Annotated in this window: 19 protein-coding genes; 11 read left to right on the top strand and 8 right to left on the bottom strand. The window is 64.0% G+C overall.

The annotated features are described in order from the left end of the window. Positions 1–71 precede the first annotated feature (71 nt). Positions 72–692, bottom strand: a complete 621-nt coding sequence (locus UP06_RS27110; protein ID WP_045006732.1) for a response regulator — start codon at positions 690–692, stop codon at positions 72–74. 207 nt (positions 693–899) lie between these two features. On the opposite strand from UP06_RS27110, the gene UP06_RS27105 reads away from it, so the two are divergent. From UP06_RS27105 to UP06_RS27095, 3 genes are all read left to right on the top strand, one after another. Continuing rightward, positions 900–2,258, top strand: coding sequence for a histidine kinase (locus UP06_RS27105; RefSeq protein ID WP_045006731.1), 1,359 nt, complete (start codon positions 900–902; stop codon positions 2,256–2,258). Positions 2,259–2,421: 163 nt separating this feature from the next. Beyond that, positions 2,422–4,887 carry a TonB-dependent receptor gene (locus UP06_RS27100; RefSeq protein ID WP_045006730.1) on the top strand — a complete coding sequence of 822 codons (2,466 nt, stop codon included), beginning with the start codon at positions 2,422–2,424 and terminating at the stop codon, positions 4,885–4,887. A gap of 87 nt (positions 4,888–4,974) precedes the next feature. Beyond that, a complete protein-coding gene (locus UP06_RS27095; protein WP_050032083.1) occupies positions 4,975–6,972 on the top strand; it encodes a tetratricopeptide repeat protein in 1,998 nt (665 codons plus the stop codon). Between the two features lie 188 nt (positions 6,973–7,160). Here the strand turns inward: UP06_RS27095 and UP06_RS27090 are convergent, their stop codons facing one another. Continuing rightward, on the bottom strand, positions 7,161–7,445 hold the full coding sequence (locus tag UP06_RS27090; protein WP_045006729.1) for a hypothetical protein: 285 nt from the start codon (positions 7,443–7,445) through the stop codon (positions 7,161–7,163). Positions 7,446–7,769: 324 nt separating this feature from the next. Here UP06_RS27090 and UP06_RS27085 point away from each other — a divergent pair, with 324 nt between their 5' ends. Beyond that, complete coding sequence (locus UP06_RS27085) at positions 7,770–9,233, top strand: GH1 family beta-glucosidase (protein WP_045006728.1); 1,464 nt, start codon at positions 7,770–7,772, stop codon at positions 9,231–9,233. A 116-nt stretch (positions 9,234–9,349) separates the two neighbouring features. Here the strand turns inward: UP06_RS27085 and UP06_RS27080 are convergent, their stop codons facing one another. Next, complete coding sequence (locus UP06_RS27080) at positions 9,350–11,518, bottom strand: alkaline phosphatase family protein (protein WP_045006727.1); 2,169 nt, start codon at positions 11,516–11,518, stop codon at positions 9,350–9,352. After that, entirely contained in the window at positions 11,515–13,065 is a 1,551-nt protein-coding gene (locus tag UP06_RS27075) for a multicopper oxidase family protein (protein ID WP_197087399.1), read from the bottom strand. Before UP06_RS27075 ends, UP06_RS27080 begins: the two co-directional genes overlap by 4 nt. A gap of 566 nt (positions 13,066–13,631) precedes the next feature. Between UP06_RS27075 and UP06_RS27070 the strand changes: the two genes are divergently transcribed. Beyond that, entirely contained in the window at positions 13,632–14,270 is a 639-nt protein-coding gene (locus tag UP06_RS27070) for a hypothetical protein (RefSeq protein WP_050032081.1), read from the top strand. Here UP06_RS27070 and UP06_RS41075 read toward each other — a convergent pair. Next, positions 14,267–14,431, bottom strand: a complete 165-nt coding sequence (locus tag UP06_RS41075) for a hypothetical protein (RefSeq protein ID WP_156163252.1) — start codon at positions 14,429–14,431, stop codon at positions 14,267–14,269. The genes UP06_RS27070 and UP06_RS41075 overlap by 4 nt on opposite strands. 69 nt (positions 14,432–14,500) lie before the next feature. Here UP06_RS41075 and UP06_RS27065 point away from each other — a divergent pair, with 69 nt between their 5' ends. Beyond that, positions 14,501–15,733: an acetyl-CoA C-acetyltransferase gene (locus UP06_RS27065; RefSeq protein WP_045006726.1), complete on the top strand. Its 1,233-nt coding sequence runs from the start codon at positions 14,501–14,503 to the stop codon at positions 15,731–15,733. Positions 15,734–16,014: 281 nt separating this feature from the next. Then, positions 16,015–16,317: an HU family DNA-binding protein gene (locus UP06_RS27060; RefSeq protein WP_045006725.1), complete on the top strand. Its 303-nt coding sequence runs from the start codon at positions 16,015–16,017 to the stop codon at positions 16,315–16,317. 228 nt (positions 16,318–16,545) lie between these two features. Here UP06_RS27060 and lon read toward each other — a convergent pair whose 3' ends face one another. The 3 genes from lon to UP06_RS27045 all read right to left on the bottom strand — a co-directional run bounded on the left by lon (position 16,546) and on the right by UP06_RS27045 (position 20,068). Continuing rightward, entirely contained in the window at positions 16,546–18,939 is a 2,394-nt protein-coding gene (gene lon, locus UP06_RS27055; RefSeq protein WP_045006724.1) for an endopeptidase La, read from the bottom strand. An 8-nt stretch (positions 18,940–18,947) separates the two neighbouring features. Continuing rightward, positions 18,948–19,331: an Hsp20/alpha crystallin family protein gene (locus tag UP06_RS27050; RefSeq protein WP_045006890.1), complete on the bottom strand. Its 384-nt coding sequence runs from the start codon at positions 19,329–19,331 to the stop codon at positions 18,948–18,950. 170 nt (positions 19,332–19,501) lie between these two features. Then, complete coding sequence (locus UP06_RS27045; RefSeq protein ID WP_045006723.1) at positions 19,502–20,068, bottom strand: YciE/YciF ferroxidase family protein; 567 nt, start codon at positions 20,066–20,068, stop codon at positions 19,502–19,504. Positions 20,069–20,211: 143 nt separating this feature from the next. On the opposite strand from UP06_RS27045, the gene UP06_RS27040 reads away from it, so the two are divergent. From UP06_RS27040 to UP06_RS40230, 4 genes are all read left to right on the top strand, one after another. Next, positions 20,212–20,838, top strand: coding sequence for a MarC family protein (locus UP06_RS27040; RefSeq protein ID WP_045006722.1), 627 nt, complete (start codon positions 20,212–20,214; stop codon positions 20,836–20,838). A gap of 159 nt (positions 20,839–20,997) precedes the next feature. After that, a complete protein-coding gene (locus UP06_RS27035; RefSeq protein ID WP_197087392.1) occupies positions 20,998–21,651 on the top strand; it encodes a class II aldolase/adducin family protein in 654 nt (217 codons plus the stop codon). Between the two features lie 8 nt (positions 21,652–21,659). Continuing rightward, the gene (locus UP06_RS27030) at positions 21,660–23,447 is read left to right on the top strand and encodes a chloride channel protein (RefSeq protein WP_045006721.1); all 1,788 of its coding nucleotides are present in this window, start codon (positions 21,660–21,662) and stop codon (positions 23,445–23,447) included. Between the two features lie 125 nt (positions 23,448–23,572). Next, positions 23,573–24,889 carry an alpha/beta hydrolase gene (locus UP06_RS40230; RefSeq protein ID WP_050032079.1) on the top strand — a complete coding sequence of 439 codons (1,317 nt, stop codon included), beginning with the start codon at positions 23,573–23,575 and terminating at the stop codon, positions 24,887–24,889. Position 24,890: the final 1 nt, after the last annotated feature.

Genomic DNA, 24,890 nt, shown 5'->3' with positions numbered 1-24,890 from the left:
TACGTTGCAACGCTTGTGTGACCGAATTTGTGCGGCGCGCCAAGCCTTACGTAAGACAAGTCTGGCGCCAGTCAGGCCACGCCGCTGTCGATCGCCAGCCGCACCAGCTCGACCGAGGTCTTGACGCCCAGCTTCTGGCGCATGATCGAGGAAGTGTTGGCGACCGTCTTGTAGGACGATTGCACCAGCCAGGCGATCTCGGACAGGCTTTTTCCGGCGCTGAGCAGCCGCAGGATCTCCATCTCGCGCGCGTTCAGCTTCGATAGCGGGTTTTGCGCCAGCGTAGGCCCGGCGAAAGCGATGCTGCGCGCGATCGCGCTTGGCAGATAGGTGCCGCCCGCACCGACGGTGCGGATCGCCTCGACGAGATCATCGGGGTCGCCGGTCTTGGAGACGTAGCCTTTGGCGCCGCACTCGATCGCGCGCGCGGCGAAGGCGGGATCGTCGTTCATGCTGAACATGATGATGCGCGCATCTGCCGCGCGCTCCAGGATGCGGCGCGCGAGCTCGAAGCCGGAGACGGTCGGCAGGTTGATGTCGATGATGCAGAGGTCGGGGCGCTCGACGATGAAGACGCACTCGCCGCTTTCGGCGTCGGCGGCCTCCAGAATGTCGATCTCGCCGTCATCAGCCAGCACGGCACGGCAGCCGGAGGCGACGATGGGATGATCGTCGACGATCAGAATGCGCATAGGCGTTCCTCGCGACAGCACGTTCCCCGTGATAGAACTTGCCTGTTTCGCTGCATGATGCCGAACAAGGGAGCCGCGCGCGTCTCATGTCGGGTCATGCAACCCGGCCGGGATTGCTGTACGCTTCCGATTAGATATCGGGTGCTTCAGGTCTGTCAACGTCATCGGACGGGCACGAGCGATCCTTCGGGGGCACGAGCGTAACCAATGTGGCAAAATCTATCCTTGCGCGCGCGCATCAACCTGCTGCTGGCGTTGCTGCTGGCGCTGGGGCTTGCGGTCAATATCGCCCGCCAGGCCGCGGAGGCGGGGCCGCGCGTGCAGGCAGAGGACCAGAGCGTGATCCGGCTGGCGCGCGAGTTTATCGAGATGATCGTTGCCGATCTCAACGAGGCGCCCGATCCCGATGCCAGGCTGAACCAGATCGCGCGCGATCTGAACCGTCTGCGCCATGTCAGCATCGCGCTCAAGGATTCAAGCGGGAACCCGCTGACCCCGCCGCGGCCCGATGCTGATGACGACACGCCCGGACCGCCGGCCTGGTTTGTCAGCCTGGTTCATCCCGAGCAGACCGCGGTCAGCGTGCCGGTCTCGGTCCACGGCAAGCCCGGCTCGCTGGTGATCACCTCGCATCCAAATGACGAGATCGCCGAGATCTGGGACGCGATCGTCACGCAGCTCGAGGTCGGCTCGGCCATCGCGCTCGCGCTGTTCCTGGTGATGATGAATGTGGTCGGCCGCGCGCTCGCGCCGCTCCAATCCTTGGCGCAAACGATGGGCGAGCTGGAAGACGGCCGCTACGATTCGCGCGCGACGCCGGGCGGCGCGCCCGAGCTCGCCGCGATCTGCACCAAGCTCAATCATCTCGCCGCGACATTGGGAGAGGCGGTCGAGGACAAGCGGCGTCTTGCCGAGCGCGCGGTGTCGCTCCAGGACGTCGAGCGCAAGGAGATTGCGCGCGAGCTGCACGACGAGTTCGGACCATATCTATTCTCGCTGCGCGCGCATGCGAGCGCGCTCGCAAAGCTGGCGGAAGGGCGCGCCCTGAGCGCGGACGCCGTGCGAAAACACGGCAGCGCCTTGCTGGAGCAGATCAACGCGCTCCAGCAATTCACCCGTCGCGTGCTGGAGCGGCTCCGGCCTGTGGGCCTCGCCGAGCTTGGCCTGGGCCAGGCGCTCGAATCACTGTCGCGATTGTGGCGGGAATCGCGTCCCGACGTCGCGATAAAGACCACGATCTCGCCCGCGCTCGGGCCGGTCGGTGAAACCGCCGATCTCACCATCTACCGCGTCGTGCAGGAGGCGCTCACCAACGCGTTCCGCCACGCCGGCGCAACTTCGATCGATGTCGTGATCGAGCCTGCGGAGCCGTCGGGCAGCGACGGTCGCGGCTGCGCCAGGGTGCGGGTCAGCGACAACGGCCATGGCATGGAGCCGGGCCAGAAGCTCGGCTTCGGCCTCGTCGGCATGCGCGAGCGCATTCTGGCGCTGGGCGGCACGCTCAATGTCGCATCAGGCGAGGGTGGCGTGACCGTGGAAGCGCTGGTTCCGACGGTCGCGGCCTGATCGCGCAGAAGGCATTCGGGAAAAATTCCCGATTTCGTCGGGAAAACGGGCGCGGATGCTGCCCGACCTTTTGTAGCTGGCGCGCTCACCGCCGCCGACTACACTCCTCTCCAACCAAACGGCGAAAACAAAACAGCCGGAGGTTACGGATGGGGCGACAGGAATGGGCAAGCCGAGAACTAAGCCGAGAAACAAGCGAAATCTACTGATTGCCTCGGTATCGACGGGGCTGCTGTCGGGACTCTTTCTCGGAACTGACGCGCGCGCCGCGCAGGACGAGGAGACCAACGTTCAAAACCTCCCGGCGATCGAGGTGGTGGCCCCGCAGCCGACCACGCGGCGCGCGCCAACGCGGGCGGCGCCGGCCAGAACGACAAGTTCCGCGAAGCCCACGGCCAGGCTCTACGTCTACCCGACCTCGCCCGGCGCCTCCGGCAGCATCGATGTCGACAAGATTCCGGCGAGCGTCAATGCGGTCGATCCGAACCAGATCAAGCGTACCGGTTCGTTGAACATCGGCGACGCGCTTCAGCAATATGTCCCCGGCGTCAATCTCACCGAAGTCACCGGCAATCCGTTCCAGCCGAACATCGAGTTTCGCGGCTACGTCGCTTCGCCTTTGGTCGGCACGCCGCAGGGGCTTGCCGTCTACCAGAACGGTGTGCGCATCAACGAAGCCTTTTCCGACGCCGTCAATTGGGACGCGATCCCGACCGCGGCAATCCGTTCCGCCACGATCGTGACCAACAATCCCGCCTTCGGCCTCAACGCGCTCGGCGGCGCCGTCAATCTCCTGATGAAGGACGGCTTCACCTATCAGGGTGCCGAGATCGACGTCATGGGCGGCTCGTTTGGCCGCATCCAGGGTTCGGCGCAATGGGGCAAGAAGGTCGACAACAACTGGGCAGTCTATGGCGCGCTTGAGGGCGCGCATGACAACGGCTTCCGCAATTTTTCCTCCTCGGACATCCGCCGCTTCTACGGCGACGTCGGCTATCGCTTCGAGGGTAATGAATTCCATATCAACATGGGCGTTGCCGACAATCATCTGGCCGGACCGAGCACTGTTCCGGTCGAGCTGCTCCAGCAATATTGGGGCGCCTCCTACACCACGCCGCAGACCAATGCCAACCAGATTGGCTATATCAATCTGACCGGCAAGGTCGAGGCCACGCCGACCTGGACGTTCGAAGGCACGGCGCATGTGCGTGGTTTCAGCCAGAAGACCCAGGATGGCAATCCGACCGACGCCCAGCCTTGCGCCGATCCGACACTGTTGTGCTTCGGGGACGACAGCACGCCGGCTTTCGGCCTGAACGGCGCCCAGCTTGCCAACCCCTTCGCTCCAGGCGCGGTGCTCGGCGAGATCGATCGCACCACGACGCGCTCGACCACGTTCGGCATCTCCGGCCAGGCGACCAACAGCGACCAGTTGTTCGGGCATGAGAACCGACTCGTGCTCGGCGCAACCTACGATGCCAGCGTCACCCATTTCGACGCGAGCTCCGAGCTCGGGACTTTGGGCGAAAATTACGTCGTGACGGGCAATGGGATTTTCCTCGGCCAATCGGGCGATCCCACCTCGATTGGCCCGGTATCGCTTCGAACCGTCAACCAATATCGCGGGCTCTACGCGCTCGATACTTTCAATGTGACGGAAGCCTTCGCCATCACGGGTGGTGGCCGGTACAATACGGCCCGCGTCACCCTGGAGGATCAGCTCGGCACCGCGCTGAATGGCGATCACACCTTCGATCGCTTTAATCCGGTGATCGGCGGCACCTACAAGATCACGCCCGAACTGACCGCCTATGCCGGTTATTCGGAAGCCAACCGGGTTCCGACGCCGCTCGAGCTCGGTTGCGCCGATCCGAACAACCCCTGCCTGATCGCTGCCTTCCTCGTCTCCGACCCGTCGTTGAAGCAGGTCGTATCGAAGACCGTCGAGGCCGGTTTGCGCGGCACCAAGGACTTGAACATCGGCCAGCTCGGCTGGAAGATTGGTGGCTTCCGTGCCACCAATTATGACGACATCCTGGCGATCCCGATTCCGGGTCTCCAGGGCTTTGGCTATTTCCAGAACGTCGGCTCGACGCGCCGGCAGGGCATTGAAGCCGAGGTGAGTCTCAAGTCGAATGTGGTGCAATTCCACGCCAGCTACGCCTTTGTGGATGCCCGCTTCCTCGATGCGCTTCAGGTCGGCTCGAATAGCCCGTTCGCCGACGGCGACAGCAACATCCAGATCTCACCGGGCAACCAGATTCCGAACGTCCCGCGCCACCGCATCAAGGCCGGCATCGAATATGCCGTCACCGACGCCTGGAAGGTCGGCGGCGATGCGCTCTGGGTCTCGAGCCAGTATTATGTCGGCGACGAGTCCAATCAGGCGCCCAAGCTGCCGGGCTACGCGGTGTTCAACCTGCACACGTCCTACCAGGTCACCAAGAACCTCCAGTTCTATGGCAAGGTCGACAACGTCTTCGACAACCGCTACTCGACCTACGGCACCTTCTTCGACACCACTGCGCTGCCGAACTTCGCCAACGGCGGAAACAACTTCACCGATGCGCGCTCGCTCAGCCCGGCAAGGCCGCGCGCGTTCTACGCGGGCGCGCGGGTGACGTTCTGAGTTGAGCTCGCCGAGCGCGCGGCGAAAATTATCGCGCCCGAAATCCGTGTGCCGCCCGTTGAAAATGGAGGGCAGGACGCGGAGCCAATGACGAGCACCGGCAAGGCTGACGTTGGTGAGGCTGATGGTGGTGATGTCAAGGCAGCCTTCGAGACCGCCGTCCGCGATCATGCGTGCGGCCGTCTTGCCGAGGCGGGGGCCCTGTGCCGTGCTATCCTGACGCAAGACCGTCGTTTTCGCGATGCCATGGTGCTGCTGGCCGTGGTGCTGTGCCTCGACGGCGCGCCGGAAGCACGCGTCGAGGCGATCGACTTGCTGGAGCGTGCCCTGGCGATCCACGGGGACGATGCCCAAGCTCTTGAGATCCTGGGCGACGCGTTTTCGGTCGACGGCCGCTGCGACGATGCCATTGCTTGCTACCGGCATGCCGTCGGATTGGCGCCGACGCGTGCCAGGCTCCATTCGAAGCTTGGCATCGCCTTCAGCGATTGCGGCCGACACGCCGAGGCGATCGAGGCCTTGCAGCAGGCGATCGCTCGTGATCCGAACTCGGCCGCGCTCCACTTCAACCTGGGCGTCGTGCTGAGGGATGCCGGCCGGTCGGATGCCGGTGTCCATGCCTATCGGCGAGCCATCGAACTGCATCCCGACAGTTCCGGCGCCTACGCCAATCTCGGCATCGCGCTCGAGGAACTCGACCGCCGTGACGAAGCGATCGCATGCTACCGTCAGGCGCTGACATTCGATCCTGCGAATGTCGAAGCCCACATCAATCTCGGCGCCGTGCTCGAGGAGGTCGGGCGCCGTGACGACGCGGTCGTCGCGTGTCGCCAAGCGCTGGCGCTCGATCCCGCGCATGTCGATGCCCATATCAATCTCGGCGTTGCCCTCCAGGGGCAGGATCAGCTTGATGCTGCGATCGCGTGCTACCGCCAGGCACTGGTGCTGGATCCGAAGAGTGCCAAGGCATTGTCCAATCTCGGTGTCGCCATCGAGCAACAAGGTCTTGGCGACGTTGCGCTCGGCATCCAGCGGCAGGCCGCGGCGCTCGCGCCGAACTCCGGCAAGATCCGCTTCAACTTGGCGGTCAGCCTGCTGCGGCGCGGAGAGCTTGCCCAAGGCTGGGAGGAATACGAGTGGCGCTGGCGAGGCGGCGTTCGCAATCTCAAGGCGCCGGACCTGCCGCAACCGCTCTGGCAGGGCGAGGATCTCGCCGGCCGCACCCTGCTGGTGCGTTCCGAGCAGGGGCTCGGCGACGTGCTGCAATTCGTCCGCTATCTGCCGCTGCTGGCGCGTGCCGGTGCCCACGTGATCCTGCGTGCACCCGCCGCGCTCGCGCGGCTGCTGCGTTCATCGCTCGCTGGCGTAACAGTGATCGGGCCCGACGCGCCGCAGCCGCACTTCGACTTTCATATCCCGCTCATGAGTCTGCCGCGGCTGTTCGGGACCGATCTCGGCAACATCCCTGCCACGGTCCCCTATCTGGCTGCCGATCCGGCGGCGGTCGCCGCGTGGCGGCAGCGCCTCGACGCTGACGATAATCTCCGTGTTGGGGTGGTCTGGTCCGGCAACCCCGACCACAGGGGTGACCGCCAGCGCTCGATCACGGCGTCCATGCTGCTGCCCGAGCTGATCATCCCCGGAGTACGGCTATACAGCCTCCAGAAAGATGTTCGGCCAGCGGATCATGACGCGTTGCTCCAACTGTCGCAGGCCGTTACCGATCTATCGCCGCAGCTCAACGATCTCGCAGACACCGCGGCGGCCCTGTCCGCCCTTGATCTGCTGATTTCGGTCGACACGTCCGTCGTGCATCTTGCCGGCGCGCTTGGACGCCCGGTATGGACCATGCTGCCGTTCACGCCCGATTGGCGCTGGCTCCTCGAGCGTGAGGACAGCCCATGGTATCCGACCTTGCGACTGTACCGTCAGGCGCGACGGAGCGACTGGAACAGCGTCTTCGAGAAGCTGCGCGCCGACCTGCAGCGGCAGGCTATGCACCACGCGCCGGTCTTGCCGGTCTCAGGATCGCAGTGGCACGGAGCGAAGACGAACCAGTCCTCGAGCGCGGCCACCTTGCTCTAAAGCGTTTCCTCGGCGAGCCGGTGGACGCGCTGCTGGCGGCCCTGACGGGACGGGCTTTAACGTTAAATAGTGAGATTAATTCCACCGGCTGTTTGTCGATCCTCGCGAGCCTCGGTATGTCCTGCCAACAAGCAGGCTGAAATGCTCGACAGAACCATCCGCCCAACATCTGTTAAGGACGCCCCGCGTCAATTTGGCGACACTGTCGTCGCGATCGCCTTTTTTGGCGTCGCCGGCGTCGCGATGGCGGCATGGATGGCTGCGATTGTTTGGGTCATCTGGGGCGGGATTAAATGGATCTTTTGAACAAGCCGCGCCACTTCTTTCGTTATTCGACCGACGCACAAAACAGGATCGTGCTGCACGGTCTCACGCCCGACGAGACCCTGGAATTCGAACACCTCTTCTACCAACACGACGACTTTCGAAGCCCCGAGGACCAACGGCGCCTCGATCAGCTCTGCGCCAAGCATTGCCAGCCTCACGGCGACGGTAGCCGTGAACCTGCTGAGCTAAGCTATTTGATACCTCGTGGACCTCGTCCTCGACCGCAGGTTGCAAGCCGCCTCGGCTTCAGAAGGCGCGCACTTTGAGCACAGAAGCTCTCTGATCTGTCGTCCCTGCAAAACCAATAAGTGTTGAGGCCCGCCAGCACGGCGGTTTTTTTGCTGCCCCGAGGCGATGGACAGTTTGCGGCGACTGGCAATTCTGCATCCTCAATTTCCAACGCCGCCGCTTCTCAAACGGTTTCCGACCCGCCATTGTGCCGGCGCAACAAGATCAGCGGAGAAGCAATAATGTCGGACGACGTCTCGCGTCGCCAGTTCGCGAAGCTGGCGGCCCTGTCCGCGGCCGGGCTTCCGGCGCCTCTCGCGGTGGCTGAAGCAAGGCCGGCATCGGCGCCGCGCCGCGCGAGCAGCTTTCCGCAAAACTTCCTCTGGGGCACGGCGACCTCGTCCTATCAGGTCGAAGGCGCCGTCAACGAGGACGGGCGAGGGGCCTCGATCTGGGACAAGTTCGTCCGCATCCCCGGCAAGATCGAGGACGGCTCGACCGGCGACCGCGCCAACGAGCATTATCATCGCTACAAGGACGACATCGCGCTCATCAAGGAACTCGGATGCAAGGCCTATCGCTTCTCGGTCGCATGGCCGCGAGTGTTTCCGGATGGTGACGGCAAGCCGAACCCGAAAGGGCTCGACTTCTACAATCGCCTGGTCGACGAACTCCTCAAGAACGGCATCGAGCCGTGGCTGACGCTCTATCATTGGGACTTGCCGCAATCGCTCCAGGACCGCTTTGGCGGCTGGCGTTCGACGGAGACCTGCAAGATATTTGGCGACTACGCGGCCTATGTCGCCGAGCATCTGACCGACCGCGTCAAGAATGTATTCACGCTGAACGAGAGCGGCCGCTTCGTCTATTTCGGCTATGGCATCGGCATCGATGCGCCCGGCCTGACGCTGCCGCAGGCCGAAATCAACCAGATCAGGCACAACAGCGCGCTCGCGCACGGGCTCGCCGTGCAGGCGGTGCGTGCCCATGGCCGCCGCGGCACACGCGTAGGTCCGGCCGAGAACATAGATGCTTGCGTTCCGGCGATCGATACGCCCGAGAACGTCCGCGCCGCCGAGATCGCGCTGCGTGAGCTGAATGCCGGCTATCTCAACGTCATCATGACGGGCCGTTACACTGACGCGTTTCTGAAATACGCCGGCGCCGATGCGCCGAAATACACCGATGCGGAGCTGAAGATCATCTCCTCGCCGGTCGATTTCCTCGGCCTCAACATCTACGCCCCGCAGCACTACATCGTCGCGTCCGACCAGGGCGCGGGCTTCATGCCGCTGCCGGTGCCAAAAGCCTTTCCGCACATGAATTCGGAGTGGCTGCGCGTCGGCCCCGAGACGATCTATTGGGTGCCGAAGCTGGCCGCAAAAATCTGGAAGACGGATGCGATCTACATCAGCGAGAACGGCACCTCGGGCGAGGACCAGGTCACGCCCGATGGCAAGATCTATGATACCGACCGCATCATGTATCTGCGCAACTATCTCGCGCAGCTCCAGCGCGCCACCGCCGAGGGCGTGCCGGTGCGCGGCTATTTCCTCTGGAGCCTGATGGACAATTTTGAATGGGTGTTCGGCCTCAACAAGCGCTTCGGGCTCTATCACGTCAATTTCGACACGCAGGTGCGCACGGCGAAGCTGAGCGCGAGTTTCTATCGCAACGTGATCGCGAAGAACGCGGCGGGGGCGTGATCTCTCTCCCTCTCCCCGTTGCCGTCGATCGGTTAGTTGATCCCCAAGAAACAACGGCCGCCCGTGGAGGGCGGCCGCTATCATTATTCGATAACCGGTTTGGGATCGCCGGCTGACTAATGCCCCGGGAAGCCCGGGAATCCCGGCTCTCCGTGGTCCGCGAACTCGAAGAAGTCGAAGAGATCGCTGATCGCCGGGCTGTTCAGGGGAACATAGGGATTGCGGAACTCGGCGACCGGGTTCGGGAAGTTGTCGCGACTGCGATGCGTTATGGTCGGCAGCTGCCAATTACGCTCGATGAATTTGATGATCGAGACGTGATCCGCGTAGTCGTGCGAGATATGGCCCGGCTTTACTAACGGCGAAACCACGATCAGCGGGATGCGGGTGCCGTCGCCGAAGAAGTCGAGCGGCTGCACGTAGCCCGAGTCGTAGTAGCCGCCGCCTTCGTCGAAGGTGATGAAGATGGCGGTGTCCCGCGCGTAGGGCGAAGCCTGGACCTGATCGACGATCTTCTTGGTGAAGCCTTCGAACAGATCGAGCTTGGAGGACGCCGGGTGGCCATCGACGAAGCCGCTCGGCTTGACGATCGAGACTGCAGGCAGGGTGCGAGCGGAAATATCCGCGTACAGTTTCGTCGAGTCGTGCAGGTGCTCGGCAACCTGGTCCGGATGCGACATGATGGACGTGTCGTACTGGAACGGATTGCAGATGTTGCAGTATTCATCCGCGGTCGGGCCCGCCGCACCCCAATTGAGCTGGTACGGATCGTCGACGTAATTGTCCCACTGGTCGCCGTAGTACTTCCACGAAACATTCTTGTCGTTGAGGAGGTCGCCGATGCTGCGGGTCGACGACGGCGGAATGGTGAAGGGCGTATTGGACGGATTGTGGTCGATGTAGGCGTTCTTGCCGTTGCCGAACCAGCCCGGATTATAGTTGTTCAGCAGATAATAGTGGCCGGGCTCGCAGTGGGGATCAATCGGGCGAGGCAGTGACTGGAGATAGTCCCGGATCGGCTTGACGCCGGGCTGGTTGAGATCGGAGCAGTCGCTGTACGATCCGCCGCCGGAGGCGGGCGAGACAGAGAACGGGGGCGGATAGCCGGAGTTGAAGCTGCTGCCGTAACCATCCTCGGTGTACCAGTTGTTGGTGTCGGACGCCGGATTGGGGTTTTCGATCATGTGGACGATACCGGCATCGGGGGTGCCGCCGAAGACCTGCACCCCGTTCGGCGGCGCCGCCGGCTTGCCGTCGGAGTTGCTGAACCAGATCATGTCGGCATGACCGAACATGACGTGGTTGGCGCCGGTGCCGCCATTGACGGATTGGTGGAAGTTGTCGCTCATCGCGTACCTGTCCGCCAGGCTCGTGAAATAGGGCGCGTCACCCTTTTGCACATTGTAGAAGCCGAGCGCGGTCGAACCTTCTCCCGTGGTCACTGCGCCCGGCGCATATTGGGTGCTGAAGGTCTCGGGCTGCGCAGCGCCGTTGGCACCGGCACCGACGGTCACTTCGACCCAGGCGAACAGGTTGCCGGTGCAGCCCGAGGGATTGTCCCGACTGCCGGCGCCCTTGGCGCAATTCAATTGCTGCCACATCTGGTAGAAGCGATGCACCGGGCTCGCGGCGTAGCTCTCGTAGAGGAACGTGTTGCCGTTGGTCAGCTGAAACGGCCCGGCCGGCAGGCTGTTGACTGCGGTGATGCGCTGGTCCGGTGTCTTCGAGGTCTGGCCGGTGCCACCGGTCAACAGTGAAGGATAGTAGCTCGGGTCCAAGCCGGTTTCCGATTGCTGCGCGAGCGTCAGGCTCGCCTGGCACTGCGCGATCGGCGTGCTGCCGCACTTGTTGGGGATGTAGGAGACCTGGGGCCCGCCGACCAGCGGGGCCGGCAGCTGGTCGTTGGGAAAAGTCTGCTTTGGCGGGCTCATCAGAAACGCGTCCTTTGAACCGATGTCCTTTGCAGCCAGCTGATGCGCCTGTTCGAAATTGGGGCCTGGAACCGCATTCTTGTTGGCGTCGAGCTTGATGATGCCCCTGGAGAGCAGGTTGTCGACGCTGTTCCGGTGCTCCTTCGGCACGTAGGTAGCGAACACGTGGTCGAAGCTGCGGTTCTCGCCGATGATGACGATGACGTGCTTGATCGGCGACCGCGTGTAGTGATCGGCGGAGGTCGGCGCGCCGCCGGCAAGCACCGGGCTCATGCAGAATTGCCCCATCGCCAGTGCACTTAACCCGATGCGGCAACTATTCAGTAGACGTGACTTACGCTTGTTTCGGCTCATTCTGCGCTCCCTTGGTAAAGTTGTTGACCTGACGACTTGGTGGAAACGGTGGTGCCGGCCGGCTCGACGCGGATTCGTCCCATCATGCCGTTGTCCTCATGCTCGAGGAGGTGGCAGTGGTAGACGAAGGTGCCGACGATGTTCGGGTCGCGAAAATCCATGCGCAGCCGCACGCTCGGATATTGCAGCATGTGGCCGTTGTAATCGGGGACGTTGACTGTATCGCGTACGAACGGCTCGTTGACCTGCATGCCCGACCATTCGCGCAGCTCGAAGTGAAGCTGGTGGGTGTGGAAGTCGTGCAATTCCGTCGAGCGGTTCTCGATGATCCAGTCCTCGACGTCGCCTTGCTTGACGACGATGTCCGCAATGTCGGAACCCGCATCGAACGGTTTTGGCTTTTCGCCATCCACGGTGATGTAGAACGTCACCGGGCTGTTGGGATCGTCCGGATTGGTCGGTTGCTCGGAGAAGTACAGTTTCCTGACGCGCGCGGGCGCAACGTCTCCGATCCAGGGGCGAACGGCTGATGGCAGCGGCTGCGGATTTGCCGGCAGCCTCGATTGCGGTTCGGGCGCATCGGCCGCGGCCGTGATCGACAGGAGCGCGCGGTTGGGATCGTTTTCACCGGCCGGCCCGGTATCGACCGTTCGCGTCACGAGCAGCGCCGGTACGCCGAGCGGCGGACCTTCGACGATGAATTCGACGCGGGAACCGGGCGGCACGCCGATGCGATTGACCCACTCGACCGCTGGCGCCGGGCTGCCGTTGAAATGGATCGGCACGCCATCGATGGCGACGATGCCGAGCGGTTGCGGCGCGCGCCGGAACACGACCGCGAGATTCAGATAGGTGATCGCCGAGGCGTTGAGTACGCGCCACAGCTGTCGCTCGCCCGGCTTCATCTCTAGCGATGCCGGCGGATAATCGGGATAAGGCACCGGCACGAAGTTGACTGAGAGGTCTTTCGCCGGCCTGCCGAAGCCGGTGCCGTTGTTGGTGGTGTCACCGTCACTGTCGAGCTGATTTTTCGGGACGATCGGCTCGGATTTTGCGGGCGGTGCGTCGGGGTTCAAGAGGTCTAGGTCGCGGATCACCAACACCCGCTCGGGGAGGTCAGCCAGTTCCGGAGCAGCCCGCTCGACGCCCTCGATGATCAGAGCGCCTGACGCCCCGCCGAGCACCTGCGCCTTGCTGTAGCCGTGAATGTGCGGGTGATACCAATAGACTCCGGGCGGCTCGTCGGCGGGAATGCGCAACCGATATTCGAACGGCGGATCGTCCGGCTGGATCGAGGTCTTCAACACGTCGTCCTGATGGCATACCGGCGGTGCCGTCAGCCCGTGAAAGTGCAGATTGGCTGAGGTCGGTCGCATGGCGTCGCTGCCGCACGGATCCGAGATCTTTTTCGACACACACAACGGCGCCGGGAACGGCAACGCTTGCGGCTGATCCGCAGCGGGGCGTGCCGGTGCAAGCTCGGTCAGATCATTCTTGAAGCGCACGATCAGCAGATCGCCCGGCTTGACCCGCAATGTCGGTGACATCTCCCCATCGGGCGTCAGGTAACAGTAACGGGTCGAGCCGTCCGGCTGCTTGCTGTTGTGAATGGCCAGATCGACCTGCAGGATCCCGTCGTGGCTGCGAAGGTCCTGCGGTTCCCGTATGGCGCTTCCGGACGTCGGCCGCTGACAGGCTTCGTGTTGCGGTTGTGAGGGCTGAGTAAATCCGCTGGTTCCGAGCAAGGCCACGAAGCTGATCGCTCCAAGCCCCAACATTGCGAACCAGGCCACGACAACGACCGACCATCGTCGTGTCGATCGACTTCGGCTGATCCGACCAAGCCAACCAAGTGAGCGCGCTTCGGAATCAATCATAGACAGACCCGGATCCCGCTTCACCGAGGAATGACAAGGGAATGACGATCGCTGCGTCGTATCGACGCGAGTAGTTTTGTATCACCTGCTCTCTGACAGGTTGTTTACACGACGATGACACGCACGCTCGCAGTCGATGGAACTCTGACTTGGTTGAAAGGCGATCAGTATTTTCTTTCAGCATCTGCAGCTCGGTGATATCGGCACGGGCGCGCTGGATGACGGGGTGGGCAACGATGCCGAAGCTGACTTGGTTTCTGTTCCTGGTGTTCGCACTCTGCGTTCTCGCCTCGAATGCGGCGCTGACCGCGGACAGCTTCGATGATGAAGCGGCGCGTGGCGCCGGTGTTTTGGCCGCGCCATCGCTCGAGGTCCCCACCACGGCTTCCGTGCGGGTGCTGAGCGCGCCTGCCGCACAGCCGGGCGGGCGCGCGCGAAGCGCCAATCCGCTGTGGGCGATCCCGTTTGAGATCCTCAGCAATACGCGCGAGCGTCCAATATTTTCGCCGTCGCGACGGCCACCGCCAGTCGCGGTTGTTCAGGTCGCGGTCGCGAAGCCACCGCCGAAGCCGGCGCAGGAGGAGCATCCTCCGCAGCTTTCGCTGGTCGGCACCGTCATCGGCGGCGAGCGAAGCTTCGGTATTTTCGTCGACCAGACCTCCAAGGCTGCCCTGCGTTTAAGATTAGGCGAAGAATATCAGGGCTGGAGATTGCGCGCGGTGCAGGGCCGCGAGGCGATGTTCGCGCGCGACCAGCAGACCATCGTCCTGAATTTTCCGGAGCCTGGCGCCGCTGCGCCGGTCGCGCCGCGCGTCGAAGTTGCGGATGTGGCGCCGTCGGCCGACGAACCCAGGCGGCCGCACGTCCACCGTTAGCCTATCGGGTCGCGGCTGATATCCCGGCGATCATCAATTGTTGCTCCTGTTTTGCCCGACGAGTCAATCGCTTCGCAAACGGACGATGCACCATCCAGCACCTGCATTTCTACTGTGCATGGGGTTGTTTTCGCGTTTTTTGCAAACAGGGTGTCCGCCACCGCGCATTGACTCCGCTGTCCCCCTGATTCACAACGGCCTCAACATCCATAAAAAAGAGGACAACGCCAATGGCTGACGCGCTGATCATCGATGCCTGCCGTACCCCGCGGGGCGTCGGCAAGGCCGGCAAGGGAGCTCTCTCCGGCATTCATCCGCAGCAACTCGGCGCCACCGTGCTGCGCGCGCTGGCCGACCGCACCGGCATCAACACTGCTGACGTCGACGACATCGTCTGGGGCTGCAGCGCGCAGGTCGCGACCCAAGGCGGTGATCTCGGGCGGATGTCGGCGCTCGATGCCGGCTACGACGTGCGCGCCAGCGCGGTGACGCTCGACCGCTTCTGCGGCTCCGGCATCACCAGCGTCAACATGGCGGCGGCCTCGATCATGGCGGGCGCGGAAGACCTCGTCATCGCCGGCGGCTGCGAGATGATGTCGATGGAAGGACGTCGCGGCGGCGGTCCGATGATGATGGACAGCGGCAATCTGCGCCTGCGTGCGCGGCATCCGCAGTCGCATCAGGGCGTCTGCGCCGACGCGATCGCGACCATGGAAGGCATCACGCGGCAGGATGTCGATGCGCTCGGGCTCGAAAGCCAGAAGCGCGCCGCGCAAGCGATTGCCGGCGGCCACTTCAAGAAGAGCCTCGTGCCCGTCCATCGCGAGGACGGCAGCCTCGCGCTCGACCACGAGGAGTATCCGCGGCCGCAGACCACGATGGAAGGGTTGAGCAGCCTGAAGCCGGCATTCCCCGCCATCGCCGACTATGCGCTCGACGACAAGGGGACGACCTATCGCGGTCTCATTCTCCAGCAATATCCGGACCTCAAGATCGACTTCATGCACCACGCCGGCAATTCGTCCGGCGTCGTCGACGGTGCCGCCGCGATCCTGCTGGCCTCGCCCGCTTACGCCAAGGCGCATGGCCTCAAGCCGCGTGCCCGTGTCGTCGCGATGGCGAATATGGGGGACTCGCCGACCCTGATGCTGAACGCGCCGGTGCCGGCCACGCGCAAGGTGCTGGCGAAAGCTGGCCTCACCATCGACGACATCGACCTGTTCGAGATCAACGAGGCCTTTGCGGTGGTGGCGGAAAAATACATCCGCGATCTCAAGCTCGATCGCGCCAAGGTCAACGTCAATGGCGGCTCGATCGCGCTCGGCCATCCCATCGGCGCGACCGGCTCGATCCTGATCGGCACTGTGCTCGACGAGCTCGAACGGCGCGGCCTCAAGCGCGGTCTCGTAACAATGTGCGCCGCCGGCGGCATGGCGCCAGCCGTCATCATCGAGCGCGTCTAGCCTTATTTTCTAGGGTGAATCGCGACCGGCCTCGCACAAAGAGGCCGGTCGTCGCTTGTCGAAAGCATCGAATCAGCATTAGCAAGGCTGCTTGCGGGCCTTTGAAACAAGGCAAAATCCGCTGACCCAGGCGCCTTCCGCTCAGGAAGTAGCTAAAAAGCAGGGTTTTTTGCCACAGGGGGCCAAAAAAGCCCGTAAAACCGCGACAAAACTGTACAGAAGGCTATAGGCCTTCAACGGTTGGTCTAATATGCAACCGGCAACGAATCAGAGGAGACACGATGCCAACCCAAATGTCCAAATCGCAGCTGATCGAAAAGATCGCGACCAGCACCGAGCTTTCCAAGCGTGACGTCAAGAGCGTCATGGAGACGCTGACCGACGTCGGCCACAAGGAGCTGAAGAAGAACGGCCTGTTCCTGGTGCCGGGCTTCGCCAAGTTCGTGGTCATCAAGAAGCCCGCGACCAAGGCGCGCAAGGGCACCAACCCGTTCACGGGTGAAGAGATGATGTTCAAGGCCAAGCCGGCCCGGAAGATCGTCCGCGCCCGCCCGGTCAAGGCCGCCAAGGACGCTGTGGCCTGATAAAGAAGGCCCCCTCGTGAGAGGGGGCCTTTTGTGTTGAGTGATCGCGAGGGCTGATACGGAGGGGATCAGCCCTTGCGGCGCTTCACCCGAACCGGGACCGGCTGAAGCCGCGGCTCCGGTGCTGCAAGCGCATCGCGAACCCGATCGACCGCGCGATCGAGCAACTGGCGTAACCGCTGCGCTCTCCGCGATCTCTTTGCTCTTTCCAACAATCCGCTCATCGCATCACTCCGCCGCTTCGACTTTGGCCTCGGCCGGTTCGAGCACTGCGGCGATGGCTTCGTCGACGCGCTCGAGCCAGATGAATTCGAGGTTGTCCCGCGCGCTTTGCGGGATGTCGTCGTAGTCCCGCTTGTTGCGCGCCGGCAGCATCACCCGCTTCAATCCGGCGGCGGCAGCCGCCACCACCTTCTCCTTGATGCCGCCCACGGGGAGCACCAAACCACGCAGTGAGATCTCGCCGGTCATCGCGGTGTCGCTGCGCACCGTACGATTGGTCAGCAGCGACGTCAGCGCCGTGAACATCGCAACGCCCGCGCTCGGTCCGTCCTTCGGGGTCGCACCCGCCGGCACGTGAACGTGGATGTCGCTCTTCTCGAACAGCGACGGATCGATGCCGATCTGCGTGGCGCGGCTCTTCACCAGCGTCAGCGCAGCCTGCACGCTCTCGCGCATGACGTCGCCGAGCTGGCCGGTCAGGATCAAATTGCCCCTGCCGGGCACCCGCGTGGCCTCGATGAACAGGATGTCACCGCCGACCGGGGTCCAGGCAAGGCCGGTGGCCACGCCGGGAACGCTGGTGCGCTGCGCAATCTCACCCTCGAAGCGCGGCTGGCCGAGCACGGTGGTGATGTCCTTCGGCGTCACGACAACTTTCGAAGCCGTGCCTTCGGCGACCTGCACTGCGGCATGCCGGAACAGCTTGCCGATCTCGCGCTCCAGATTGCGCACGCCGGCCTCGCGGGTGTAGCCCTTGACGACCAGCTTCAGCGCCTCCGGCTCGATCTCGGCCTGCTCGGCGGCCAGGCCGTTGGCCTCGAGCTGCCGCCGTACCAGATAGCGCCGCGCGATCTCGAGCTTCTCCTCCTGGGTGTAGCCGGCCAGGCTGATCAGCTCCATGCGGTCCAACAGCGGACCCGGAATCTGGTCCAGCATGTTGGCGGTCGCGATGAACACCACGCGCGACAGGTCGAAGGGCACGCCGAGATAGTTGTCCCGGAACGTCCCGTTCTGCTCGGGGTCGAGCACCTCCAGCATCGCAGCCGATGGATCGCCCTGCACGCCGCGGCCCATCTTGTCGATCTCGTCCAGCATCATGACGCAGTTTCGCGTGCCTGCCTTCTTGATGCCCTGGATGATGTTGCCGGGCAGCGCGCCGATATAGGTGCGCCGGTGGCCGCGGATCTCGGCCTCGTCGTGCACGCCACCGAGGCTGACGCGCACGAAGGGGCGATCCATCGCGCGGGCGATGGATTGGCCGAGCGAGGTCTTGCCGACGCCGGGCGGGCCGACAAAGCACAGGATCGGCGCCTTGCCCTGCGGGGCGAGCTTGCGCACCGCCAGATATTCGATGATCCGGGTCTTGATCTTCTCCAGGCCGAAATGGTCGGCATCGAGGATGCGGCGCGCCTCCTTGATGTCGATCGGCTTCTCCTCGGGCAGCGCCCAGGGCAACTCGATCAGCCAGTCCAAATATGTGCGGACCATACCGGCTTCGCCTGCGGCTTCCGGCATGCGCTCATAGCGGCGCAGCTCCTTCTTCGCATGCGAGTCCGCCTCCGGCGGCATCTTGGCCTTGGCGATCGCAGCCGTCAGCTCGGCGACCTCGGCCGCCTTGCCGTCGCCTTCGCCGAGCTGGCGCTGGATGGTCGCCATCTGCTCGCGCAGGATCGCCTCGCGCTGCCGCTCGTCGAAGCTGGCGCGGGTCTTCTGGCCGATTTCGTTCGAGATGCGCAGCACCTCCAGCCGCTCGGCCAGATGCTTCGACACCTTCTCAACGCGCAAGGCGAGGTCGATGGTCTCCAGCACCTCCTGCTTGTCCTGCGGCTTGATGTCCATGAACGAGGTCGCCAGATCCGCCAGCGTGCCGGGCGCGGTGGTGCTCTGGAACATCGCGACCAGCTCGGGCGGCGCCTGCGGCAGCAGCTCGATCGCCTCGATCGCCTGGCGCTGCAAGTTCAGCGCGCGCGCCTCGATCTCGGGCGAACTCGTGGTCGGCTCCGGAATCTGCTGGAAGCGCGCCACCGGGAACGGCGTCCCCGGCAGGAAGTCGAGGATGCGCGCGCGCTGCACGCCCTGGCAGACAATGTGATGGGTGCCGTCGGGCGCGGTGATGTAGCGCACGATGTTGGCGATGGTCGCAACGCGATAGAGGTCGTCCGGACCCGGCTCTTCGGTCTCGGGGCTACGTTGCAGGACGATGCCGATCGGCCGCTGCTCGCGCAGCGCCTGCTGTGCGGCGGCAACCGACTTCGGCCGCGCGATCGCGATCGGCGCGATGGCGCCGGGGAACAGCACCATCTCGCGCACGGGGATGATGATCAGCGCGTCTTCGGGAATCTTCACGTCAGAATTGTTCTGGGAATTGGTCTGTGCGGTATTCATTTGTTCGGTGGCCATGATCGACCTCAGGATTTGGCGAGGCGCAGTGCGACGCAGCCGTCCATCACGAAGCGGCTGATGGCGTAGCGGCCGATGGGAAGCGCGATGCGCCGCTCGAAGCGGCCCTGCGGCAGTTCGAGCCGGTGGATGCGGGCGTTGCGAAGCTCCGGCGGCAGCGTGCGCTGGCCGGAGATGACGAGCACGCCGTCATGGATCACCGTCTCGACATTGTCGGGATTGACGCCGGGAAGCGCGACCAGGATCAGAAGCTCATGCTCGGTCTCGAGCACGTCGATCGGCGGCTCCCAGCAGGCTTCCTGACGGCCGAACTGCTGCCGCATCCGGTCGGCGCGGGTCAGCGAGTCCAGGGCTTCGGACAGCATCCAGTCGAGGGGATTTTTGGGTTGCATGACAAAACTCGGGGGAAGGCGCTGCGATTGGAAAAACAGCATATGGGGATGGTTCCCCGGAAATCCAGCATCGCGCATTCAGAGCATGCCTGGCCCTCGAACCAGAGGAGGCCCTTGCAAACAGTTCGGCGCCGCGGAGAGTTCCGCGGCGCCGTGTCTCGGGCGGGCAATCAGGCCGCGGCGCGGTACTCGTCTTCCGCTTCGAGATTGATCACGGAGGTGGCGAGCTCGGTCAGCGTGTGATCGGTCGCCTCTTCCTCGTCCAGCGTCGCCTGGAGCAGTCTTGCCGCGTCCGGCATGCCGAGCTCCTCGGCCCAGGTGCGAAGTGTGCCATAGCGGGAGATCTCGTAATGCTCGACGGCTTGCGCGGCAGCGAGCAGGCCGGCGTCGAGGGCAGGGGCGTTCTTGAAGTCCTTCATGATCTCGGCACCCTCATCGGTGATGCCGTTGATCGCTTCGCAGGGCTTGCCGCGCGCCGGCTTGCCCAGCATCTTGAAGATCTGGTCGAGACGTTTGACCTGGCCCTGCGTCTCGCGCAGGTGCTTGGTGAAGGCTGCAGAGAGCTGCTTGGAGTGAGCCGCCTTGGCCATCTTCGGCAGGGTCTTGATGATCTTGTTCTCGGCGTAATAGATGTCCTTCAGCGTCTCCAGAAACAGGTCGCTCAGCAGCTTCGGGGCCTGACGCGTGCGGCGTGCTGCGGTCTTTTTGGTTGTTCGCTTCTTTGCTTGTTTAGCCATAAATCCTCCTCTTGAGGGGCACGGGAAGGCGATCCCGTCCTCAATCCTCGCGCGACCAAGACTCGGCGAGGGCAAATGTTCCTCGCGAAGGCCGTGTCGAGCCGTTATGGATTGCGGCTGCACCTCGCGCGAGACCCATCCGCATGCTCGACTTCGCCCTGTCCGCTTTCGTGACACTGCTGCTGGTCGTCGATCCCGTCGGCCTCGCGCCGGCCTTTCTCGCCGCGACCGGAGGCATGCCCGACAAGGTCAAGCGGACGGTCGCGCTGCGCGCCCCGATGATTGCGGCCTCGATCCTGGTTGTGATCGCGCTGGCCGGAAACTGGCTGTTGCGCCAGCTCGGGATCGGCATCCCCGCGTTCCAGATCGCCGGCGGGCTCCTGTTGTTTGGCGTGTCCTACCAGATGATCTTCGGCGACCGCCCGCATCGCGAGGCGCGCGAGGCCGACAAGGCGACCGCGGAGCATGCCTCCGACGTCGCGGTGTTTCCGCTGGCCATTCCCATGATGGCCGGCCCCGGCGCGATCGCGACCACCCTGCTGCTGACGGGCGATGCCGGCTACGGGGCGAGGCTCGCCATCATCATCGCCGTCGTCCTCGCGGTCTGCCTTCTCTGCATGCTCTCCTTTGTCTCCGCGGGCCTGATCGCGCGGACGCTTGGGCGCACCGGCAATGCGGTACTCTCGCGCGTGCTCGGCATGCTGCTCGCCGCCTATTCGGTGCAGTTCGTGATCAACGGAATCGCGGCTGTCCGGGCAAGCCTGTCATAGGGCTGCGATAATCCGTTAATTTGTTGATTTTACGGGATATTTACTGGTACTCCGGGAGCATCAGGGAGGCGGCCGCGATCCGGCCCGCTTTCTCTTGCACTGCCGCATTGCTTTGACGTACTTCCCCTCCAGGGGATTGCGCATCGCCAGGAATTCGAGATGTCGATGACAGCGGACGAGCTCGACAAGAGGCAGGCCATCATCGACGCCTGTCGCCGCATGAATGCGCTCGGCATCAATCAGGGCACCTCTGGCAATATCAGCGTGCGTTTTGGAAATGGGCTCCTGATCACACCGACCAGCGTGCCCTATGACGCCATGACGCCCGACCAGATCGTGTTCATGGCGATGGAGGGCTCGCACGCCCCCAGCCAGAAGCCGTCGAGCGAGTGGCGCTTCCACCGCGATATCCTGAAGGCGCGCGATGACGTTAACGCTGTCGTCCACGCCCATCCGACTTATTGCACCATCCTGGCGATCATGGGCATGGACATCCCGCCGGTGCATTACATGATCGCGGCCGCCGGCGGCGACAGCATCCGCTGCGCGCCCTATGCGACCTTCGGCACGGTGGAACTGTCCGAGCATGCGGTGCGGGCGCTGGAGGGCCGGCTCGCCTGCCTGCTCGACCATCACGGCATGATCGCGATCGGCAAGACGCTCGACAAGGCGATGTGGCTCGCCGTCGAGGTCGAGACGCTGGCGCGGCAATATCACGGCTGTCTCCAGATCGGCAAACCGCCGGAGCTCGCGAGCGCCGAGATCGAACGGGTCCGCCAGCGCATGGCCGGCTACGGCATGTCGGAAGGTTAGGGCAGGCGGTGTTCGCGCGGATCAGACATATCGTCGATCGCAAGGGATCGAACCGCGTCATGGTTCGGCTGCGCGCGCTGTTGCGCAGCAACGAGTTCTACCTGATCCCGCTGGCGCTCGTGATCGGCACGCTTGCCGGCGCGATCGTGACGCTGATGGCCGAGATCGCGCAGATTGCCCATATGGTGATCTACGGCATTCCCGTCGACGTACGCCTGTCTGCCAACGCCCGGGTCAGCCCCTGGGCGGCGCTACTCGCGCCCGCGCTCGGCGGGTTGGCGCTCGGCATCATGGAATGGTCGCGGCGGCGGATGAAGATCTCCAGCGCCGTCGACCCGATCGAGGCCAACGCGCTGCGCGGCGGAAATTTGTCGATGCGCGACAGCGTGGTGGTGTCGAGCCAGACGTTGATCTCCAACGGCTGCGGCGCCTCGGTCGGCCTCGAGGCCGGCTATACCCAGATCGGCTCGGGCATCGCCTCGCTGTTCGGCAAGTTCTTCAATCTCCGCCGCAACGACCAGCGGCTGATCGTTGGCTGCGGTGCTGCTGCTGCGATCGCGGCGGCGTTCGGCGCGCCGATCACCGGCGCGTTCTACGCCTGTGAATTGATTGTCGGCGTCTACTCGGTCGGCAGCGCCGCGCCGATCCTGGCTGCCTCGCTCGCCGGCGCGCTGACCGCGCAATGGCTCGGCGGTGCGCCGTACTCCATCGAAATACCCAAGGTCAGCGCCGTCGGCATCGAGCAATATCTGGCGTTGATCGGGCTTGCGCTCGTCACCAGCGGCGTCGGCATCGCGGTGATGCGCTCGTCCTCGATGTTCGAGCGGCTGTTCAAATGGCTGCCGGTGTGGCTGCGCCCGGTGATCGGCGGCCTCATCGTCGGCGGCTTTGCCATCGTTACACCGCAGGTGCTCGCGGCCGGCCACGGCGCCATGGTGCTCGATCTGTTTCACGACCTGACCATCGGTCTGATCGCGCTGATCATCGCCCTGAAGGTGACGGCCTGCCTGATCTCGCTCGCGTCCGGGTTCCGCGGCGGATTGTTCTTTGCCTCGCTGTTCGTCGGCAGCTTGATCGGAAAGTTCTTTGCCGCGGTGCTGTTGCTCATCAGCCCGGAATTCGTGATCGATCCGCTGGTGGCGATGCTGACCGGCATGGCGACGCTCGGTGTCGCCATCGTCGGCGGTCCCTTGACCATGTCGTTCCTCGTGCTCGAGATGACCCGCAATGTCGACGTCACCGCCGTGGTGCTCGCCGGCTGCATCGTGACCTCGATCTGCGTCCGCTTCATGTTCGGCCATTCCTTCTCGACCTGGCGTCTGCATCTGCGCGGCGAGACCATCCGCAGCGCCAATGACGTCGGCTGGCTGCGCAACCTCACCGTCGAGCGGCTGATGCGCTCCGACGTCGGCAAGGTGCCGTCGACCACGACGATCGCCGCCGTGCGGAGCGAGTTTCCGCTGGGATCGCGGCCCGGCATCGTTATCGTCAACAATGCGGACGAATATGTCGGCCTCGTCCTGCTGCCCGACCTGTTCTCCAGCGACCTCGACACCATCGCTGACGACATCCAGATCATCGAGCTCGCGCGCCTGACCGACATCGTGCTGATCCCGGAAATGAACGTGAAGTCGGCGATGGCGGTGTTCGATGAGGCGGAGGCCGAGATGCTGGCGGTGGTCGATTCCACCGACAGCCGCAAGGTGGTCGGCTTCCTGACCGAGACCACCGCCCGCCGCCGCTACGTCGAGGAGATCGACAAGGCCACGCGCGGCGTGCTGGGCGCGCTGTCGTAGGGATCGCGCCCCGGGCAAGTTGACGCTGGCACGTGCAGCGGACTTGCCAGATCGTTCACAACCTCTAGGCTAGGGGCGGACGATCAGGCTGCCGCCTGGCCGCATTCAGCGACGAGGGACGTGCGATGTCGGACACGCTTCGCCTGTTGCTTGCCTTGCTCGAACTCGGGCCCCGGTTGAAGGATCGGCTGGGCGATAAATGGCCCCCTTACGGCGACGAATTGCTGGAGCTGGCCGCTCGTGCGGGTCGTGGCGATGATCCGGATCAGCTTCGCCAGGCGCTCGACCTGTTGGTCGTGCGGCTGCTCGCGGAGGCGCCGGCCATGGAACTCGTCGAGCAGGCCATGGCAAAGTCAGCGCCCACTGTCGTCAAGGAGACTGTGACCCGGCGCGGCCGGGTTTCGCCGCTTGTGGTCCCCGACATCGTCCGGCCGAGCACGGATGAGGCGACCGGTGTTGTCACCATCCCCGTCTTCTACGGCACCGACCGCGCTCGGGGTGACGACACGCCGGCGAACTATTTTGGCGGCGCGCGCGGCACGCTTGCATTCGGGATCGCGGAGGTCAGCGTGCCAACGCGCGGCCGCGAGCTCGGCGCGCTGACCGCTCCAAGCTGGTGGCACTTCGAACTCTCGGCCAATCCGCAAAAGCATGTGATCCTCAAAAGCGTCGGGGCGCTTGGCCGGGACGTCTTCGTCACGAGCCTGAAGGACTCGCTTGCGGCGGCGGACCAGCGCGACGTCCTGATCTTCGTGCACGGCTACAACGTGACGTTCGAGGATGCGGCGCGGCGGGCCGGGCAGCTTTCAGTGGATTTGAAATTCGCCGGCAGGACGCTGCTGTATAGCTGGGCGTCGGCGGGTGACACGAAGAAGTACACCGTGGACGAGAGCACGATTGATTGGTCGCGCGATCATTTCGAGGCGTTTCTCCAACTCGCGCTCAACGAGATCGGTGCCGGCAAGGTTCACATCATCGCCCACAGCATGGGCAACCGCGCGGTGATCAACACGCTTGAGCGCGTTACGTCCTGGCAGCTATCGGCCAGTGCCGCAAAACTCGGTCAGGTCATTTTTGCCGCGCCTGACATCGATCGCGATCGCTTCGTCCAGCTCGCCGCGAAATTCAAGGGCTGTGCCGCGCGCGTCACGCTCTATGCCTCGTCACGCGACGTCGCGCTGCTGGCCTCGAAATTCGTGCACGGCTATCCAAGGGCGGGAGAGGCCGGTGAGGCACTGACGGTCGTCGACGGCATCGATACGATCGATGCGTCGCTGGTCGACACCAGCCTGATCGGCCTGCACCATTCCTATTTCGGCGAGAAGCGCTCGATCCTGAACGACATGTTCAATTTGATCGCGCAGCAACTTGGGCCGGACCAGCGCTTCGACCTCCAGGCCGCAGGTGACGCACTCCGAAAGTATTGGAGTTACAGGGCCTAGA

The organism is Bradyrhizobium sp. LTSP857 (assembly GCF_000938285.1).
Classification (GTDB): domain Bacteria; phylum Pseudomonadota; class Alphaproteobacteria; order Rhizobiales; family Xanthobacteraceae; genus Bradyrhizobium.
Note: the sequence above shows the minus strand (reverse complement) of the source record. Positions and strands in the feature narration are given on the sequence as shown.

Coding starts and splice junctions, on each gene's coding strand:
- UP06_RS27110 (WP_045006732.1), bottom strand. CDS start 692: ATGCGCATTCTGATCGTCGACGATCATCCCATCGTCGCCTCCGGCTGC.
- UP06_RS27105 (WP_045006731.1), top strand. CDS start 900: ATGTGGCAAAATCTATCCTTGCGCGCGCGCATCAACCTGCTGCTGGCG.
- UP06_RS27100 (WP_045006730.1), top strand. CDS start 2,422: ATGGGCAAGCCGAGAACTAAGCCGAGAAACAAGCGAAATCTACTGATT.
- UP06_RS27095 (WP_050032083.1), top strand. CDS start 4,975: ATGACGAGCACCGGCAAGGCTGACGTTGGTGAGGCTGATGGTGGTGAT.
- UP06_RS27090 (WP_045006729.1), bottom strand. CDS start 7,445: ATGCTTGGCGCAGAGCTGATCGAGGCGCCGTTGGTCCTCGGGGCTTCG.
- UP06_RS27085 (WP_045006728.1), top strand. CDS start 7,770: ATGTCGGACGACGTCTCGCGTCGCCAGTTCGCGAAGCTGGCGGCCCTG.
- UP06_RS27080 (WP_045006727.1), bottom strand. CDS start 11,518: ATGAGCCGAAACAAGCGTAAGTCACGTCTACTGAATAGTTGCCGCATC.
- UP06_RS27075 (WP_197087399.1), bottom strand. CDS start 13,065: ATGTCACCGACATTGCGGGTCAAGCCGGGCGATCTGCTGATCGTGCGC.
- UP06_RS27070 (WP_050032081.1), top strand. CDS start 13,632: ATGCCGAAGCTGACTTGGTTTCTGTTCCTGGTGTTCGCACTCTGCGTT.
- UP06_RS27065 (WP_045006726.1), top strand. CDS start 14,501: ATGGCTGACGCGCTGATCATCGATGCCTGCCGTACCCCGCGGGGCGTC.
- UP06_RS27060 (WP_045006725.1), top strand. CDS start 16,015: ATGCCAACCCAAATGTCCAAATCGCAGCTGATCGAAAAGATCGCGACC.
- lon (WP_045006724.1), bottom strand. CDS start 18,939: ATGGCCACCGAACAAATGAATACCGCACAGACCAATTCCCAGAACAAT.
- UP06_RS27050 (WP_045006890.1), bottom strand. CDS start 19,331: ATGCAACCCAAAAATCCCCTCGACTGGATGCTGTCCGAAGCCCTGGAC.
- UP06_RS27045 (WP_045006723.1), bottom strand. CDS start 20,068: ATGGCTAAACAAGCAAAGAAGCGAACAACCAAAAAGACCGCAGCACGC.
- UP06_RS27040 (WP_045006722.1), top strand. CDS start 20,212: ATGCTCGACTTCGCCCTGTCCGCTTTCGTGACACTGCTGCTGGTCGTC.
- UP06_RS27035 (WP_197087392.1), top strand. CDS start 20,998: ATGTCGATGACAGCGGACGAGCTCGACAAGAGGCAGGCCATCATCGAC.
- UP06_RS40230 (WP_050032079.1), top strand. CDS start 23,573: ATGTCGGACACGCTTCGCCTGTTGCTTGCCTTGCTCGAACTCGGGCCC.